This window comes from Rhodomicrobium sp. Az07 (assembly GCF_018619475.1).
Classification (GTDB): domain Bacteria; phylum Pseudomonadota; class Alphaproteobacteria; order Rhizobiales; family Rhodomicrobiaceae; genus Rhodomicrobium.
The window spans coordinates 51213-67962 of sequence record NZ_JAHFZG010000018.1 but is presented as its reverse complement, the minus strand read 5'-3'; the positions used below and the strand labels follow the sequence as shown (position 1 = coordinate 67962).

Below are 16750 nucleotides of genomic sequence, written 5' to 3'. Positions count from 1 at the left end.
TACCGCCAGAGCGCCAGAGTTCCGCCGTCCACGTTTCTCTTTCCTCTAATGTCCAACTTGTCAAAGAACCCGAAACATAAGTCCCGGTCAAAGGCCATAAGCCCAAATCTCAAACCCCGCGAAAGCAATCGATCCTCTCAGACCAATCAAACCCTCAACCAGGGTGGAAACCCGTTCAGCCTCGCCATCCCGGCAATACCTCAGAGCAACCTTTATAACCAAACCTCAAATCGTTGTCAAGATCTTTTTTCTCGAACCCCGATCCTCAGCCCCTTCAGGAAAATCAAACCAGAGCCAATCCAAGAAGACTAACCCAGAATTCAAAGTAACCCCGAAGTAACCGCAGCCTCGAATACCTCAAAACCGCAGAGAACGCTACCTAACCCCGCCAGCTAACCCCGTCAAGCGCTTTCTTCTCAAAAAACAACCCGACGGAAACGCGCCAAACTCTCCCCAGGCATAGAAATTGCCGCCAACCTTTCGGCTGGACTGTGCCCATACCCTGCTTAGGAAGCCTTGACCCGGCGACACCGAATGACCGGTGTGCTGCTGGGGGAGTATTATTTAATCAAGCCTGCCAGCGTTGTCAAGAAGGTCATTCCTGAAATTCTGCGCCGGCTCGAAACCCGAAGCCGAGCCGCCGATCAATCCGGGGACCGATCATTGTATCCTTGATTTCGGAACGCTTCCTACGATTTCTCAATGACTTGGTCAATCGCTGGAGGCCGCTTTCTAGCCACAGAGCAATCCACTGTCAACGCCTAAAACGTGCTGTTGTGGAATTCGTGGGAAAACGGAAAACGCCGGAGCGCGGTCAGTCTCGCGAAAGCTTAACGGCTATAATCCCGGCATCGAAATATACTCTACCACGAAAGTGCGGTCGCCGGGGGGTAAACCGGACGGCGGCGCCGGTAATCTCGCCTGCCGGACGGCCATCAGCGCGCCCTGGTCGAGCCAATTGTCGCCGCTGCTTTTCATCAGGCGCAGACCGTCAACGCGCCCCCTCTCGCCCACGGCGAAGGTGACGACGACACTGCCCCATTTGCCATTGCCCATGGGCTTCGTCGCCGCCAACGCCCAGATCACTGCGCGTTCGAACTCGTTCGATTTGCCGCTCGACGACGCGCCAGGCCGAAACGCCTTCACATTACCCGCACGCGTGGCCTGGCGACGCGCATTGCGCTGCTGCGGCTTCTGAAACGCCTGATCGAGCTGTTGGGAGAAACGCTTCGTCGCGGCGACGGCGTAACTCTCAGGATCGAACGGCCGTTCCTTTTCGTCGGATTTGGACTCCAGAGGCGATGCCGATGCGGTTTTTTGCTCTTGCGGAACAGGCTCTGGCTTCTGCTCTTGCTGCTGAGGCGACTGCTGCGCATCCTTCGCGGGCTCTGGCGGCGTCGGCTCCGCCTGCACTTCAGGCTGCGGCGGCGCCGGAGGCGCGGGCTCGGGCGCGGCGCTGCCCTGCTGCTTGAGCGGATCGGAGCTGAGGCGCTTCAGATCGTCCACGGAGATCACGGAAACATTCAACGGCTCGCCGGTCTCCATGCCGATACGATGGGTCGCGTCGTCATCGGGAGTAGGAGCCGACAGCGGAATCAGGGGAGCGATCACAAGAAGGTGAAGCGCCAGCGCGGCAACGATTGTCGCGACGATCGCCCGCCGCGAACCTTGGAGCGGCGGAAGCGCGCTCCGTTCGGGGACAAGGTCGCAAGCGCGCGGCAACGCTCCGGATGGGATCGGCGTGCGCGCGAAAAGCGGCGAAGACACCGCACCCGCGCGAGCGGCCGCCAGCGTCGCGCGTTCGGCCACGAGAGAAAAGCCGCCCCAGCCGCGACCCGTTGGCGCGGCATGTCCGGAGTCGGCTTCCGGAATGCGAAGGTTGTGAGCGATGTTGGCCAAGGACGACACTCGCGAAATCTATCTGCTTCGCGGCAAAGTTGAACAGTTTTCTCTTGCCCGTGCAAAATCGATTGAGGACAACCCGCTCGCGCGCTCAAATACGTCCGGCGGAAGAGCGGCCATGGCGGAGTTCATGACAAGAAAAAGCCCCGTAGCTTTCGATTTGCGGCGATTCGTCGACGCACAGGAGCACTCCTACGCCCGCGCGGTGGCGGAGTTGCGGCACGGCCTGAAGCTCACACACTGGATGTGGTACATTTTTCCGCAACTGCGCGGTCTCGGGCGCAGTCCGACGGCCTGGCGCTACGGGATCGCATCGCTGGACGAGGCGCGTGCCTATCTGTCCGATGGCGTTCTCGGGCCGCGCCTTGTCGAATGCACGCGGCTCGTCCTCGACGCAGGCAAACCCGTAAGCGCGATCTTTCCCGCGCCCGACGATATGAAATTCCACTCGTCGGTGACATTGTTCGCGAAGGCGGCAGGCTCCGGCGAGCCGATCTTCGCCGAAGCCATCGAGGGACTTTGCGGGGGCGAGCCGGACGCCGCCACGCTCCGGCTTCTCAAGAGGCTCAGGTCCTGACGACCGCCACCTATAATGTCGCGAGCGAAGCGAGGTGCTGGAACAGCCATGTTTCGCTCAGCGCGTCATCGCCCTTTTTGAGGTAAACGCGGATGTCGACCGGCGTTTCGGACGCGGCGGTGTAGTCGAACATCACCCGCCAGCGCTCGCTATCGACCACGGGATAAACCGCCTCGCGCTCGACGCGGCCAGTCGGGACCGTGATGACGACATCGATGTCGCCGCGCCGCCTAAGCTCCGAAAGCTTGCCGCCCTCGAAGTCGATGACATATTTCACGAGGCCGCGCGGACGCGGCCGCCCCGGAATCCCTCCCGCCCCGATGCGCGTCGCCACCACCTTCGCGAGCGGCGACGGGAACGGTTCTTCGAGGCTCCAGTAGAGCTTGTAGCGCACCTCGCGATGCTGCCCGCGCTTGAACGGCTCCTTCGGGGTCCAGTATGCGACGATGTTGTCGTGGATTTCGTCGTCGGTCGGGATCTCGACGAGCTGCACCGCGCCTTCGCCCCAGTCGCCTTGCGGCTCCACCCACACGTCAGGGCGCTTGTTGTAGAATGCGCCGTCGTCCTCATACTGCGAATAGTTGCGCTCGCGCTGGAGGAGGCCGAACCCCTTCGGGTTGGTATCGTAGAACGAACTCGTCTGGATCGAGCGCGGGTTGTTGATGGGCCGCCAGATGCGTTCGTTGCCGCCCGACCAGATGCTGAGGCCGTCGCTGTCGTGGATTTCCGGCCGCCAGTCGATCGCCACCTTCCGGTTCGGCTTGCCGTACCAATACATGCTGGTGAGCGGCGCGATGCCGACGCGCTCTATATCCGTGCGCGGGAAAAGATGCGCGCGAATGTCCATAACCGTGCGGTCGGGATGCTCCACGTCGAAGCGATAGGCACCCGTAACGCTCGGCGAATCGAGCAGCGCATTCACGATCACGGCCTTCCGCCCGTCCGCCGGTTTCTCAAGCCAGAACTGCGTGAAGCGCGGGAACTCCTCGGGCCGGTTGAGCGCGGTGTCGATGGCGAGGCCGCGCGCGGAAAGGCCGTATTGCCCCGTCTCGGCGGGGCTGCGGAAATAGGAGGCGCCGAGAAACGCGAGCCAGTCCGGCACGCCCGGCGCGGTCATAACGCGGAACCCCGCAAAGCCCGTATCCGCCGGTAGCGCCTTGGCGAATTCGCTGGTGCCATAAGAAAAGAGGTCGGGGCTGTACTTCACTTCGCGCGCGCTCGCCCCGTCCACAACAAAGATGCGCACCGGTTCCTTGAACCATTTGCCGGGGTGGAACAGCTCGATGGGATAGGGGCCGTCGCCCTTCACCCATATCGCGGAATCGGAGCGGAAGCGAATCTGCTGATGCTCGTCGAAATCGAGCCGCTCAAGCGTATCGCGGTCCTTCACCTGCGGCTTCTCGAACGGCTTTTCGGACAGCGCCTTCGCATCGGCGATGAGTTTCACGAACGAGAAGGGAATTTTCGGCCCGGACAAGATCGCCGCGCCCTCGGCCGCGAAAGCCTTCGAGGCGAGCGCCGCGGCAGCCGTTCCCATCAAAAAAGCCCGACGATCGATCATCCCGTTCTCCCGCATGGTAGCCTTGTTTGCAGAATGCGTATTTCTCATGCGGGGAGAAAGACCCGCCGCGATTTTGACCGTGGCGTGGCGGCCTTGCGCGTAGATTGCGGCAATCGCGAACTTATCAACCGCGCGGGCCGTCATCGCCTGAAAAGATCGGGACTCGGCGGCAGCGCTGTCTTCGCCCCCGTTGCGGTGGCCGGCTCGCTTACCGCTTCACGTTGCCCGCCGTCTGACCGAAGAGGATTTTCTTCCCCTCCTCCGTCATCACGGACGTGCTGCTGATCGCCGCGCCCTTCTCATAGGCGCGTTCCGTGGCGGGCCGCGCCCTGATGGCATCGAACCAGCGCTTCAGGTGCGGGAAATCGTCGAGGTTTTGCTGTTGCTTCTTGTGCGGCACGATCCACGGATAGCTCGCCATGTCGGCGATGGAATAGTCGCCCGCGACGAACTCGCGGTCGGCGAGCCGCCTGTCGAGCACGCCGTAAAGCCGGTTCGTCTCCTTCACATAGCGATCCATGGCGTAGGGGATGCGCTCCGGCGCGTATTGCACGAAATGATGGTTCTGCCCGGCCATCGGCCCAAGTCCGCCCATTTGCCAGAACAGCCATTGCAGCGCGTCGAAGCGTCCGCGCAAATCGGCGGGCAGGAATTGCCCGGTCTTCTCTGCGAGATAAAGCAGGATCGCGCCCGACTCGAAGACCGTAACCGGCGCGCCGCCATCCTTCGGCTCGCGGTCGATGATCGCGGGCATGCGGTTGTTAGGCGAGAACGCCAGAAATTCCGGCTTGAACTGATCGCCGGCGCCGATGTTTACCGGTTTTATTTCATACGGAAGCCCCGTTTCTTCGAGAAACAGAGTAATCTTGTGGCCGTTCGGCGTCGGCCAATAATAAAGCTCGATCATGCGACCTCCTTGTCAGATTGGTTGCGGAGCGCGGCGAGCGCGGGCGCTACGGCCGCTTCGAGAAACGCGCGCTCCGGGTAACAGCGGAACAACGCGCGAAGCCCCATATGCACCGCGAGCAGGTTCGCCGCGTGCGTCTGAGGATCGATGGACGCGCGACACTCGCCGCGTTCGATGGCGGTTTCGATGTGCCACACGAAAAAACTTTTGATTTCCATCAGATAGCCCGCGATCACATTGGCAAGGCCCGGATCGTGAGGCGCGACATCGAGCGCGGAATTGACGATCAGGCAGCCCTTGCGCTCGCTGTCGGCGGTGGCGCGCTCGATCCCGGCGGCGAAGAATGCCTCGATGGCGCCAAGCCCGGTCGTCCTGGCCTCGATGGCGGCCATGCGGGCGCGCGGCCCCGCATTCCAGAAATGGTAGAGCGCGGCTTCGAACACACCGCGCTTGTCGCCGTAGGCGTTGTAGAGGCTCGCGCCCGTGATGCCCATCGCGCCCGCGAGATCGCGCACCGACGTCGCAGCGAAGCCGTTCGCCCAGAAGCAGGCGGCGGCCGCTTCAAGCGCCTTGTCCTCATCGAATGCACGCGGACGGCTCATGCGGGTTCGTTTACCATTGAATTAGAGCGTTCGATCTAAAATATATTGCTGTGCGCGCCGCATGCAACCACCTTCCGTGCAGAAAACGCGTCACGCAAGGAGAGCCCGATGCTGAAGTTCTATTTCAACCCCACGCCGAACCCGATGAAGGTGGCGCTTTTCCTGGAGGAAGCCGTGCTTCCCTTCGAGGCCATCCCCGTGGACGTGCGGCTCGGGCAGCAGTTTGAGCCGGACTTTCTCGCGCTGAACCCGAACGGCAAGGTGCCTGTGATCGTGGACGGCGGACACGCGGTGTTCGATTCGACCGCGATCCTGCTTTATCTCGCGGACAAGACAGGCAAGTTCCTGCCGCCGAACAACACCTGGGCGGCGCGCGGCGAGATGCTGTCATGGCTGGAGTTCGTCGGCACCGGCGTCGGGCCTTTCAGCGGCCAAGCGACCCACTTCCGGCATTACGCGACGGAAAAGGTGCCCTATGCGGAGAAGCGCTATTTCTTCGAGGCGGAGCGGCATTTCCGCATTCTCGACGACCGGTTGAAGAACCGCCGCCACATGGTGAGCTACGCCTACACCATCGTGGACATGGCCGTGTGGGGCTGGTCGCGGAACCTCGAACGCGTGCTGGGCGAAGGCGCGTGGGCGAAGTTTCCCTATCTCAAGCGCCATTGCGACGAGATCGAGAAGCGCCCCGCCGCCCAACGCGCGCTCGCGCTGAAGGACGGCTTCACCTTCACGACCGAGACCGACGACGCGGCACGCCGTCACATGTTCAGGCATCTCGGGCGGGACAGCGCGGGCGTGTAAAGATGGCGAAGGCGAGCGGCTATAGCAGCCGCTTGCCTTGACCTAATGCTCATCGGATTTCACAGGCGCGGTGTAGCGCGCGAGAACGGCCTCGCGGATGCCGCTGCGGCTTTCCCTCGGATCGAAACTCGCGTCCTGCTCGATGCCTGCCGCTTCATCGGCGAGCCCCTTGTCCTTGATCGCGGTTCGGAACCACTCGGAATAATGACCGGCGCGCCGATGAAACTCCCAAGTGCGGTCGTCCACGCCATCGGCCATTTGTAGAAAGATCGTCAGATTCTGCGCGCGCAGATTGAGGGCATTGTCCGGCCCGCGAAACCAGAAGCTCCGATCCTCGCCTAGTTGGCCTTCCGCATATTTGCGGCTGTGGCGCTTCTGCATATGCTTCGGGCGATCCGGAATGACCGGCGTTACGCGACCGTCGCGCACCGAATAGGCGAGCACCTCCTCTTCGGGGTCGAACGCCGGAAAACTCGCGGGCGGCGCCGCGCCGATTGCCCGGCTGAAGCATGAAATCACATCCGCGGCACCTTCGCCCAACGCGAACACGGTTTTCACGCTGTCGAGAACCTCGACCGCCACGGCCTCGGGATGAACGGTGATGAGGATCGCCGCGCGCAAATCGTTCGGCAGCACGCGCTCGAGTCCTTCGCGGCGCTGCGGCAAGAGGTGATGCGCCTCGTCGATAAGGAGCCAGTGCGGACGCCCGGTCTCGGCGCGCAGCGACGAAAAATGCGGAAAAAGCTTCGCGAAGAACGGCGGCCGATCCTCCACCGAAATCGCCTGCGTATTCACGACGACATTTGCGTCCACCTTGTGCAAAAGCTTCAGCAGTTGCGCGCGGTTCGGCGGCTCTTTGATCCCGCCCACCGATACGGCGTGATCGAGATCGTCGTAATCGCCTTCGGGGTCGAAGACGCAAAACTGAAACTCCGCCTCTTGCATGCGCTCCGTCAAAGCCGTTGCCAGTGTCGACTTGCCGATGCCGGAACTCCCGGCGACCAGCGCGCAGCCTTCTTCGGGATCGATAGTGAAAGCGCGGCCATCGCGATCCTGTCCGACGCGAATCGCGCGCTTCGTGCCCGGCGCGATTGCCGCATCATCCCGGCATATCCGGTCAACGAGATTGCGCACACCGTCGCCGCGCGGCTTGTCGAGCACGACATCGGCAGCCTCCTTGACGCTCGGCAGCGCATTCGCGACCGCAACCGCGCATCCGCACATGCGAAGGAACGGGAAATCGTTCTCGGCGTCTCCGACCGCCACGACATTGTGCGGCGACAGTTCGAGATCGTCGAGCGCGCGCTTGAGCCCCGTCGCCTTGTTCACCCCCGACGGGAGCACCATCACCGCCCCCTTGTTGAAACTGATCTGAAGGCCGAGCCCCTGCTCGCGAATGATTTCGAGTACGGCTTTTTCGTTCGGCTCCCACGTCGCCACGATGCAATCGCCGATTGACAGCGGCTCGATATGGCGCGCTTTCAGCGCCGCGACGAAACCGGGCAACGGCGACTGGCAGACAAGCGTCGTCTGTTTCGCGGTCGGGTCGTGAACCACCGCGCCGTTCTCGGCGACGATGCGATCGAACACGCCATATCCGAGAAAGGTATCCGCGAGTTCGCCGAGTTGGCGGCCCGTTACGAGGATGAGCCGACGGCCGCTCTCCTTGAGGCTTTTCAGGGCTTCGGAAGTCGCATCGTCCACAAAGCCGTTTCTGGCGATGGTGCCGTCGAAATCGGCGGCAAGGGCGAGAAAATACACAAAGTCCTCCAACGACAATCCGTGTCACAGAAGGAAAACCGGCCGGGCGAAGGTTACGTTCCGCCAAGCGCGCGAGTCGGCGCTCACGCGAGAAGCGCAAACTCCTGCGCCATGTCGAGCGCGCCGGGCCTTGTTGCCGCCACCATCCGCTTCTCGACGAGATGTTCAAGCGTCGCGAACACCGACAGCGCGGCGGCGGGAATGAGCGCAGGCTCAAGACTGTTGTAGATGCGGGGCACCATGTCGCCAATGTTCGTAGCGCCTGCCCGCAGGGCTTCGAGCACCTCCATTTCGCGCCAGCGGCGGTGGAAGATCAGCGCCTTAACGAAGCGCTGCGGTTCATGCACCGGCCCGCCATGCGCGGGAAAATAAACGGACTCCCTGCGTCCGATCAGCATGTCGAGCGACCTGAGATAATCGCCCATGTTACCTTCCGGCGGCGCGACAACGCTCGTGTTCCAGCCCATCACCGTATCGCCCGAGAAGAGAATGTCGCCGTCCGTGAGATGGAAACAGAGGTGATCCGGCGCGTGTCCCGGCGTATGCACCGCATGGAGTTCGAAGCTCGCGTCGCGCAACGTATCGCCATGGCGAAGCGGCACGTCGAAAGCGACGGGAATCACGAAGCCGCCGCCGGACGGCCCGCGCTTGCCGATGATCGGATCGTCGGCCTTGCGCGCCATCCCGTAAGTCGGCGCTCCCGTTCGCTCCTTCAGCGCCGCCGCCGCGCCGCTGTGATCGGCGTGGCAATGCGTCAGAACAATGTGCGCCACCCGCTCACCCGTCTGCCCGAGCGCGGCGAGCAGCAGGTCGATCTGCGCGCCATCCGCCGGTCCGGGATCGATTGCGGCGACATCCCCCTCACCGACCACATACATATTCGTGCCCTTGAAGGTGAACGGTCCCGGATTTTCGCATACGATACGACGAACGCCGGGCGCGATCCGCTCCAGCTTGCCGTATTCGAATCGCATTTCCCGGGAAAAGGACGGCGTCTTGTGGTTCGGGTTCGTCAAGGATGCCTCTAGAATAACGGATCGTTACGAAGAGCTTTGAGCACGGGCCGCTTTTGTCAATGCAAAACCCCGCTCGTCAAAAACGCAAGGAGTCTCCGATGACCGACATCTTCTCCGCCGTCGACTTCTATATCGAGGGTCTGTTCGCGAAGGAGGACGAAGCGCTCGCCGCAGCAGTCGCAGACATGAAGGCGGCGGGGATGCCGGAAATCAGCGTCTCGCCCGTCCTCGGGCGGCTGCTGTCCGTGCTCGCGAAGGCGGTGCGCGCGCGGCGCATTCTGGAGATCGGCACCCTCGGCGGCTACAGCGCGATCTGGCTCGGCCGCGCCCTTCCCGAAGAAGGCCGCATGCTCTCGCTGGAACTCGATGCGCAAAACGCGGCTGTCGCGCGGACAAACCTCGCCCGCGCCGGCCTTTCCGGAAAGGTGGAGGTTCGGGAGGGCGCAGCGCTCGACATCCTGCCGCGCCTTATTGCCTCGGGCGAGCCGCCGTTCGACTTCATCTTCATCGATGCCGACAAGGAGCCCTATCTCGACTATTTCGAGTTGTCCTTGCGGCTCTCGAAACCGGGCACAATGATCGTCGCCGATAATGTCATCCGCCATGGCGCGGTTATCGATCCGGCTCGCGCGGAAATCCCGGCTGTGGCGGGCGTGAAGCGCTTTTCCGACGCGCTTGCCGCTCATCCGGCCGTCGACGCAACCATCATCCAGACGGTGGGCGTGAAGTCTCATGACGGCCTCGCCCTTGCGGTTGTGCGGGAGGCGCGGTGAAATTCCTTGCCGCAGCGCAACGCGGCGGTTGACTTCGCTTTGTAGCGTAGCTTAGAAACGACCTGAAATTTTATACGCGCTTATTATTCCTAACGCGATCGGGCTTCCATGAATCCCTCCGGCGACGGCGATCCGGGCAAGCGAAAAGGTTTGCCCGAGACAAGCGAGAGCTTGCGAGAGCGGCTCAGGGAGCTGGAACGAAAGCTCGATCCGGAGGGCAACAAGCGCGAGGGCATGTCCGACGAGGAACTGGAAAAACGCAGTTCCATGCTCGGGAGGGCGTTCAAGATCTCCACCGAAATGGTGGCAGGTGTGTTCGTAGGGGGCTTTATCGGCTGGGTCTTGGATCAGTGGCTTGACACCCGCTTCTTCGTAGTGGTGTTCCTGTTTCTCGGCATCGCTGCCGGGTTCCTGAACGTGATCCGTGAGGCCCGGAGGATGGGCGGCAAGTAGAAACGGCTGAGACATCCGGCTCGGCAGGGATTGCTATGATCGATTGGTTTATCAGTGCGGCGCACGCCGCCACGGAAGAAGGCGGCCAGCACGGCGGCGGGGGCTTCGACCCCATGCACCAGTTCGTCATCAACCGCTACACGCCGATTGAACTTTTCGGCTACGACGCTTCGTTCACCAACGCGTCGCTGTGGATGGTGATTGCGACGACGCTCGTTACGGCGTTTCTCGTCTTCAGCACGGCCGGCGCGAAGCTTGTGCCGGGGCGGCTTCAATCGCTCGGCGAGATTTCATATGAGTTCGTGGCGAACATGGTGCGCCAGAACGCCGGGACGTCGGGAATGCCCTATTTCCCGATCATCTTCACGCTGTTCATGTTCATCCTTTCGCTGAACCTGCTCGGCATGATCCCGATCCCGGGCCTCGGGCAATTCACGGTGACGAGCCACATCATCGTCACGTTCGCGCTCGCGGCCTTCGTGTTCCTCGGCGTCACGCTCATCGGTATCTTCAAGCACGGCTTCGGCTTCCTCAAGCTGTTCGTGCCGTCCGGCGTGCCGATCGCGCTGCTGCCGCTGATTTCGGTCATCGAGGTCATTTCCTACTTCACGCGCCCCATCAGCCTCTCCGTTCGACTTTTCGCGAACATGATGGCTGGCCATACCATGCTCGCCGTATTCGGCAGCTTCGTGGTTGGGCTGGGTGTGAATGTCGGTCTGGCCGCTGGCGGCGTTCCTCTGATCTTCATGGTCCTTCTCATGGGCCTCGAAATCCTGATTGCCTTCCTGCAGGCCTACGTCTTCGCCGTGCTGTCCTGCATCTACCTCAGCGACTCACTTCATGCGGGTTCGCACTGATTAACTCCCAGCCACTCAACCGAACGATCGAATAGGAGATTTTCGTTATGGATCCAGCAGCAGCCAAGCTCATCGGCGCGGGCCTCGCCTGCTCGGCCCTGATCGGCGCCGGCATCGGCATCGGCAGCATCTTCGGCAACTTCCTGCAGGGCGCGCTTCGCAATCCGTCCGCCGCTCCGGGCCAGTTCCCGAACCTGCTTCTCGGCTTTGCGCTGGCCGAAGCGACGGGTCTGTTCGGCCTCGTGGTCGCCCTTATCCTGCTGTTCGTGTTCTAATCATCGAAGACTGGCGGCGCCCGGGAGTATGGTCCCATCGGATTGCCTGGCAACCCGATGAGGTGATCCGTCTCCAGAGGCGCCGTCTCTTAGCGCACAGGCGGTCTTTTCCATGCCACAACTGCAACCCGGCGATTTCGCACCCCAGTTGATCTGGCTGGCGATCATCTTCACGCTTTTCTATATCGCGCTTTCCCGCCTCGCGCTGCCGCGCATTGCGAAAGTGCTTGCCGACCGCAAGACGAAACTCGGCGGTGATCTCTCGGCCGCTCGCGAGGCTCAGGCTTCGGCCGATCAGGAAGCTCAACGCTACGAGACCGAACTCGCCAACGCCAAGGCGAAGGGCAACGGGACGATCCGCAGCGCTCGCGAAAAGCTCGAAGCCGAACTTGGCGAAAAGCGGCGGGTGCTCGAAACGGAGCTTGCGGCCAAGGCCGCTGAAACCGAGACAAAGGTCAAGGCCGTCCTCGAAAAGGCGTCCGGCCAGATGGAAGCCATGACCGCAGATGTGGTCAGCGACATCGTCAAGGAATTGGCGGGCATCGACGTCACCGAAAACGAGGTTCGCGATGCGCTTCGTCAGAGATCGAAGGAGTAGATAGCATGTTGATGGATCCTGAAGTCTGGGTTGCTATTGCCTTCGTGCTCTTCATCTGCCTCATCCTTTACTACAACGTTCCCGGAATGGCTTTGAAAGCGCTTGACCAGCGTTCCGCCGCCATCGGCCGGGAGCTGGAAGAAGCGAGGAAGCTCCGCGCCGAGGCCGAGACGCTTCTGGCGGATTACAGGCGCCGGACGGCAAACGCAGAGGTCGAAGCGCAGGAAATCATCGCTCAGGCCGAGCGGGAAGCGGCCGCCTACGCTTCGGAAGCCCGGGCTTCGTTCGATGAATTGATCACCCGGCGCCTGACCGTCGCCGAGCAGAAGATCAAGCTTGAAGAGGAAAAGGCTCGCAAACAGATCCGAGCGCAAGCGGCAGAACTCGCGGTTTCAGCTGCGGAACAGCTTCTTCAGCACAAGGTTACCGGCAAGATCGCCGACGACACAATCGCCACCAGTCTTGACCGCATCAAGAAGCGCCTTCACTAGTCGATTTTGACATTATGGCGACGGGTGCCGCGAGGCTCCCGCTCAAATGTCGGAATCCTGCGAGCTGGCATTGCTATCCCGCTCGACATCGACCTGAGCGCCTGCCGTGGCGATACGGCGGGTGTTTTTCGTTTCGGCCGCCGCGCCGGACGCCACGCCGGACCCCACTGGCTCGCTCCTCCCCGGTTTCGCGGGGAACAGTTCCGCCGCCCACGCGAAAAAGACGACCTATTCCCCTCGGACTACAGCCCGAATAACTGATGCTGTTCAGCACCAGTCGTCGCAAGTTGTCCAAAAGTGTTTGAAAACTTATCGCTCGACACTTTACGAATTCGGGCCTTTCGCGCATAATCCGCCGCAATCGGGCAAATATCGGAACCCGTGGAACTGCGCGTTTAATAGAATGCCGCAATAGCGGACCAGGATACGCATGACTTCCCCCGATACCGCTTGCTCGCATAGGTTAAAACATGGCGCGAGACCATGTTTTGTTCGTTGGGGAAGAGGAGTGTCATCCCATGCGCCAGACCGGAACGGTCAAATTCTTTAATCAGGCGAAGGGCTTCGGTTTTATCACGCCGGACGAGGGCGGCAAGGATGTGTTCGTTCACATCTCTGCGGTCGAACGCTCGGGCGTCGGGCTGCTCGACGAGGGCATGCGGGTGACTTACGAAACCCAGCCGGACCCCAAGGGCAAAGGTCCGAAGGCGGTCAATCTTGAGCGCGCCGACTAACCAAATCGGCGAATCCTCCTGCGGGGTTGAAAAACCTCACCGTGTCGCTTGCGTCGGAGCGCAAATCTCCTTAACTGCGAGCTATGCGATTTCTTGATCAGGCAAAAGTTTACATTCGCTCTGGAGACGGAGGCAGTGGGTGCCTCTCTTTCCGGCGTGAGAAGTTCATCGAGTTCGGCGGCCCCGATGGAGGGGACGGCGGGCGCGGCGGTAACGTGTATGTCGAATGCGTCACGAACCTCAACACGCTTATCGATTTTCGCTACCAGCAGCACTTCAAGGCCGGTAACGGCCGCCCTGGCGAGGGCGCGAATCGGCACGGGGCGAGCGGCTCCGACACGGTTCTGCGCGTGCCGCCCGGCACTCAGGTCTTCGCCGAAGACAACGAAACGCTGATCGCGGACCTCACTACGCCGGGCCAGCGCGCCCTGATCGCGGCGGGTGGCAATGGCGGTTTCGGCAACGCGCATTTCAAGTCGTCGACCAATCGCGCGCCCCGGCGGATCAATCCCGGCCAACAGGGCGAAGAGCTGACGATCTGGCTTCGGCTGAAGCTCATCGCCGATGCGGGCATCGTCGGGCTGCCTAACGCAGGCAAATCCACTTTTCTGGCGGCCGTCAGCGCGGCAAAGCCCAAGATCGCGGATTATCCCTTCACCACGCTCCATCCCAACCTCGGCGTCGTCAAGGCGGGCGACACGGATTTCGTGCTCGCCGACATTCCCGGCCTGATCGAGGGCGCGCATGAAGGCGCGGGTATCGGCGACCGTTTTCTGGGCCATGTCGAGCGGTGCCGCGTTCTCCTGCACCTCGTCGACGTCACCGAACCCGATGTCGCGGCGGCCTATCGCACGATCCGCGGCGAATTGAAGGCTTACGGCGCGGGCCTCGGGCGAAAGCGCGAAATCGTCGCCCTTTCAAAATGCGATGCGGTGACGCCGGAGGTCGCCGCCGAGAAGGCCGCCGCGCTCAAGGCGGTCGCGCGAAAGAACCCGCTGCTCATATCGGGCGTTTCGGGAGCGGGTGTGAGGGACGCGTTGCTGCGCCTCGGGAAAATCATCCGCGAGCCGGCGCGCGACGAGAAGGCCGCCCCCGCCGCCTGGCAGCCTGAGCTATAGCGAGCGCCCGGCAACTCGTGGGCGCAAAACGCCCCGCGCCGCTATCGCCCGACCAGAAACTTGCGCATGAAATCAGCGGCGCGGCCATAGGGCGGGTGCAGCAGGTTGGTCGCGTTGAGGCGGCTCTGCAAAAACACACTCTTCGCGTGGCTGAATGTACGGAACCCGGCCTCGCCGTGATAGGCGCCCATCCCGGAAGCACCGACGCCGCCGAACGGCAGGTTCTCCGCCGCGACGTGCAGTAGCGTTTCGTTGACCGCCGCTCCGCCGGATGTGGTCCGCGCAAGCACGCGGTCGCGGCCCGCCGTACCCACGCCGAAATAGTACAACGCAAGCGGACGCGGACGCGCGTTCACGAACGCGATGGCGTCGTCGAACGCGTCATATGACAGGATCGGGAGCACCGGCCCGAAAATTTCCTCGCGCATCACTGCGAGGTCGGCGGGCGGGTCCACAACCAGTGTGGGCGCGAATTTCCGGGCCTCGGGCGCGAGCTTCTCAGCCGCCGGGTTGATCTCCACGACGCGCACCCCGCGCTCGCGCGCCTCATCCACGAGCCGCGCGATACGGGCATAGTGACGCGCATTCACGATGCTTGTGTAGTCCGGATTGTCGCGAAGCGTGGGGTAAAGCGCGCGGATCGCGGCTTCGAGACCCGCGACGAAATCGCCGAGCATCGGCTTCGGGACCAGCGCGTAGTCGGGCGCAATGCACGTCTGTCCGGCGTTCAGAAGCTTGCCGAACGCGATGCTTCGGCAGGCGGCGGCGAGGTCTGCGTCAGCGTTGATGATGCACGGCGACTTGCCGCCCAGTTCGAGCGTGACCGGCGTCAGGTTTTCGGCGGCGGCGCGCATGACGCGGCGGCCGATCTCGGTCGAGCCGGTGTAGAAGAGATGATCGAAAGGCAGCGCGGAAAACGCCGCGCCGACTTCGGGGCCACCCAGCACCGTCGCGACCTTCTCTTCCGGGAAAAGCTTCGCGAGAAACCCGGCCAGAAATTCCGACGTGCGCGGCGTCAACTCCGATGGCTTCAGCATGACACGATTGCCGGCGGCGAGGGCCGCGACCAGCGGCGCGATAGCGAGTTGGAACGGGTAGTTCCACGGGCTGACGATGCCAACAACACCAAGCGGCTGATAAAGGATACGCCCCCGCCCCGGCAGAAGCTCGATGCCGACGCCGACGCTCTTCGGCTTCATCCAGCCCGGCAAGTGCTTCGCGGCGTTGCGTGCGCCCGCCACCACGGGCCAGGTATCGGCGACGATCGACTCTTGCTTCGAGCGCGAACCGAAATCGGCGGAAATGGCCGTCGCGATGGCGTCGACGTTTTCCTTGATTGCGGCGATAAGGCGCTTGAGGTCGTCGCGGCGCTCGTTGAGGCTCGGCGCACCGTCGCGCAGAAAGGCCGCGCGCTGGAGATCCAGAACCTCGGCAAGGCGGGTCTGCGGTTTGACATCCGGAGCCTCAAGAGTGGTCATGCTGCCGTCCTCCCGCATTGCCGCCACCAATGACGCGATCAGCGGCATTTCCAGGCAAGATAGGATGAACGCCCACTCCTGAAAAGGCTCTCCGGGGCTTTCTGACAGTTTCGTCAGGCATCGCGCCGCGAAGGGCAAATGGGCCGACACTTCAGTTCGACGAATAATCGAACGGCACAAGCAGCGTGCGCGGCCCTTTCGCGATGTCGGCCGGGATCGGCGGGAACGGCGCAGCGCGCTTCAGCGACGCCATCGCCGTCTCGTCGAGATCGCGCGCGCCCGAGCTTTTCACCACGCGGTGCGATAAAAGCTCCCCCGTCGGCGCGATGGTCAGTTCGAGCAGGACGCGACCCCGTTCCCGGTTCTTCGGCCGGGCCGCATTGCGCATGAGCGCCTGATGGACCTTTTGATTATAGGCGGCGAGAAGCTGGGCGAGGCGGGCCTCGTAGGCGCGTGTCGATGCGCGGGCTTCGTCCTGCGCCGCGCTCGAAGGCGCGGGTGTGGACGGCGCTCGCTCCTGCGGCTTCTCCGGCTTTTCCTCCTCCTTGGTCGGCAGAGTGACCTCGGCCTCCTCCTGCGGCACCTCGATCTTTTCGGCCTCTTGCACCGGCTCCGGCTCGGGCGGCGGCGATTGCTCGCTTCCGGCCGACGCCGCGCTCTGCTCAATGTTCACCGCATCGGGACCGATGCTTTCCACATCGTCGAGCGAGATGGTGGCGACGATGGTCAGGTCGTCGAACCCCGCGCCGGACTGGATCGCGTTCGTGTCGAGGTCTGGGGCGCCGGTCATCAGCAACGCCAAGGGCGCTGCATGGAGGGCGAGTGCGGCAAGCGCGGATGCGA

General features: G+C 62.6%; 19 protein-coding genes. 10 read left to right on the top strand and 9 right to left on the bottom strand.

Going from position 1 to position 16750, the window contains the following annotated elements:
• Window positions 1–837: 837 nt before the first annotated feature.
• Complete coding sequence (locus KKP04_RS13090; RefSeq protein ID WP_215032176.1) at window positions 838–1899, bottom strand: energy transducer TonB; 1062 nt, start codon at window positions 1897–1899, stop codon at window positions 838–840.
• 133 nt (window positions 1900–2032) lie between these two features.
• Here KKP04_RS13090 and KKP04_RS13085 point away from each other — a divergent pair, with 133 nt between their 5' ends.
• Window positions 2033–2479: a DUF1810 domain-containing protein gene (locus KKP04_RS13085; RefSeq protein ID WP_215032173.1), complete on the top strand. Its 447-nt coding sequence runs from the start codon at window positions 2033–2035 to the stop codon at window positions 2477–2479.
• Between the two features lie 10 nt (window positions 2480–2489).
• On the opposite strand, the gene KKP04_RS13080 is transcribed toward KKP04_RS13085, so the two are convergent.
• The 3 genes from KKP04_RS13080 to KKP04_RS13070 all read right to left on the bottom strand — a co-directional run bounded on the left by KKP04_RS13080 (window position 2490) and on the right by KKP04_RS13070 (window position 5549).
• On the bottom strand, window positions 2490–4040 hold the full coding sequence (locus KKP04_RS13080) for a glucan biosynthesis protein (RefSeq protein ID WP_215032170.1): 1551 nt from the start codon (window positions 4038–4040) through the stop codon (window positions 2490–2492).
• Window positions 4041–4248: 208 nt separating this feature from the next.
• Entirely contained in the window at window positions 4249–4947 is a 699-nt protein-coding gene (locus KKP04_RS13075) for a glutathione S-transferase N-terminal domain-containing protein (protein WP_215032167.1), read from the bottom strand.
• Window positions 4944–5549: a TetR/AcrR family transcriptional regulator gene (locus KKP04_RS13070; protein WP_215032164.1), complete on the bottom strand. Its 606-nt coding sequence runs from the start codon at window positions 5547–5549 to the stop codon at window positions 4944–4946. Before KKP04_RS13070 ends, KKP04_RS13075 begins: the two co-directional genes overlap by 4 nt.
• 108 nt (window positions 5550–5657) lie before the next feature.
• On the opposite strand from KKP04_RS13070, the gene KKP04_RS13065 reads away from it, so the two are divergent.
• Window positions 5658–6353 carry a glutathione S-transferase family protein gene (locus KKP04_RS13065; RefSeq protein WP_215032161.1) on the top strand — a complete coding sequence of 232 codons (696 nt, stop codon included), beginning with the start codon at window positions 5658–5660 and terminating at the stop codon, window positions 6351–6353.
• Between the two features lie 42 nt (window positions 6354–6395).
• Here KKP04_RS13065 and KKP04_RS13060 read toward each other — a convergent pair whose 3' ends face one another.
• Together KKP04_RS13060 and KKP04_RS13055 are read right to left on the bottom strand one after the other, a co-directional pair.
• Window positions 6396–8114, bottom strand: a complete 1719-nt coding sequence (locus KKP04_RS13060) for an HAD family hydrolase (RefSeq protein WP_215032158.1) — start codon at window positions 8112–8114, stop codon at window positions 6396–6398.
• Between the two features lie 83 nt (window positions 8115–8197).
• Window positions 8198–9130 carry an MBL fold metallo-hydrolase gene (locus KKP04_RS13055; protein WP_251134098.1) on the bottom strand — a complete coding sequence of 311 codons (933 nt, stop codon included), beginning with the start codon at window positions 9128–9130 and terminating at the stop codon, window positions 8198–8200.
• Between the two features lie 98 nt (window positions 9131–9228).
• Between KKP04_RS13055 and KKP04_RS13050 the strand changes: the two genes are divergently transcribed.
• The 6 genes from KKP04_RS13050 (at window position 9229) to atpF (ending at window position 12577) form a co-directional block, all read left to right on the top strand.
• Window positions 9229–9903 (top strand): O-methyltransferase, encoded by a 675-nt coding sequence (locus KKP04_RS13050; RefSeq protein WP_215032155.1) that lies wholly within the window; start codon window positions 9229–9231, stop codon window positions 9901–9903.
• Window positions 9904–10011: 108 nt separating this feature from the next.
• Window positions 10012–10356 carry an AtpZ/AtpI family protein gene (locus tag KKP04_RS13045; protein ID WP_215032152.1) on the top strand — a complete coding sequence of 115 codons (345 nt, stop codon included), beginning with the start codon at window positions 10012–10014 and terminating at the stop codon, window positions 10354–10356.
• Window positions 10357–10469: 113 nt separating this feature from the next.
• Complete coding sequence (locus KKP04_RS13040; RefSeq protein WP_215032187.1) at window positions 10470–11213, top strand: F0F1 ATP synthase subunit A; 744 nt, start codon at window positions 10470–10472, stop codon at window positions 11211–11213.
• A 47-nt stretch (window positions 11214–11260) separates the two neighbouring features.
• Window positions 11261–11488 (top strand): F0F1 ATP synthase subunit C, encoded by a 228-nt coding sequence (locus KKP04_RS13035; RefSeq protein WP_013419194.1) that lies wholly within the window; start codon window positions 11261–11263, stop codon window positions 11486–11488.
• A 112-nt stretch (window positions 11489–11600) separates the two neighbouring features.
• Window positions 11601–12086 (top strand): F0F1 ATP synthase subunit B', encoded by a 486-nt coding sequence (locus KKP04_RS13030; protein ID WP_215032149.1) that lies wholly within the window; start codon window positions 11601–11603, stop codon window positions 12084–12086.
• A 5-nt stretch (window positions 12087–12091) separates the two neighbouring features.
• On the top strand, window positions 12092–12577 hold the full coding sequence (gene atpF / locus KKP04_RS13025) for a F0F1 ATP synthase subunit B (RefSeq protein WP_215032146.1): 486 nt from the start codon (window positions 12092–12094) through the stop codon (window positions 12575–12577).
• Window positions 12578–12619: 42 nt separating this feature from the next.
• Here atpF and KKP04_RS15780 read toward each other — a convergent pair whose 3' ends face one another.
• Complete coding sequence (locus KKP04_RS15780; RefSeq protein WP_256437997.1) at window positions 12620–12745, bottom strand: hypothetical protein; 126 nt, start codon at window positions 12743–12745, stop codon at window positions 12620–12622.
• Window positions 12746–13095: 350 nt separating this feature from the next.
• Between KKP04_RS15780 and KKP04_RS13020 the strand changes: the two genes are divergently transcribed.
• A complete protein-coding gene (locus KKP04_RS13020) occupies window positions 13096–13311 on the top strand; it encodes a cold-shock protein (RefSeq protein ID WP_215032143.1) in 216 nt (71 codons plus the stop codon).
• 83 nt (window positions 13312–13394) lie between these two features.
• Window positions 13395–14429 carry a GTPase ObgE gene (gene obgE / locus KKP04_RS13015; protein WP_215032130.1) on the top strand — a complete coding sequence of 345 codons (1035 nt, stop codon included), beginning with the start codon at window positions 13395–13397 and terminating at the stop codon, window positions 14427–14429.
• A 41-nt stretch (window positions 14430–14470) separates the two neighbouring features.
• Here the strand turns inward: obgE and KKP04_RS13010 are convergent, their stop codons facing one another.
• Window positions 14471–15907, bottom strand: a complete 1437-nt coding sequence (locus KKP04_RS13010) for a coniferyl aldehyde dehydrogenase (protein ID WP_215032113.1) — start codon at window positions 15905–15907, stop codon at window positions 14471–14473.
• A 151-nt stretch (window positions 15908–16058) separates the two neighbouring features.
• On the bottom strand, window positions 16059–16697 hold the full coding sequence (locus KKP04_RS13005) for an energy transducer TonB (protein ID WP_215032110.1): 639 nt from the start codon (window positions 16695–16697) through the stop codon (window positions 16059–16061).
• Between the last annotated feature and the right edge of the window lie 53 nt (window positions 16698–16750).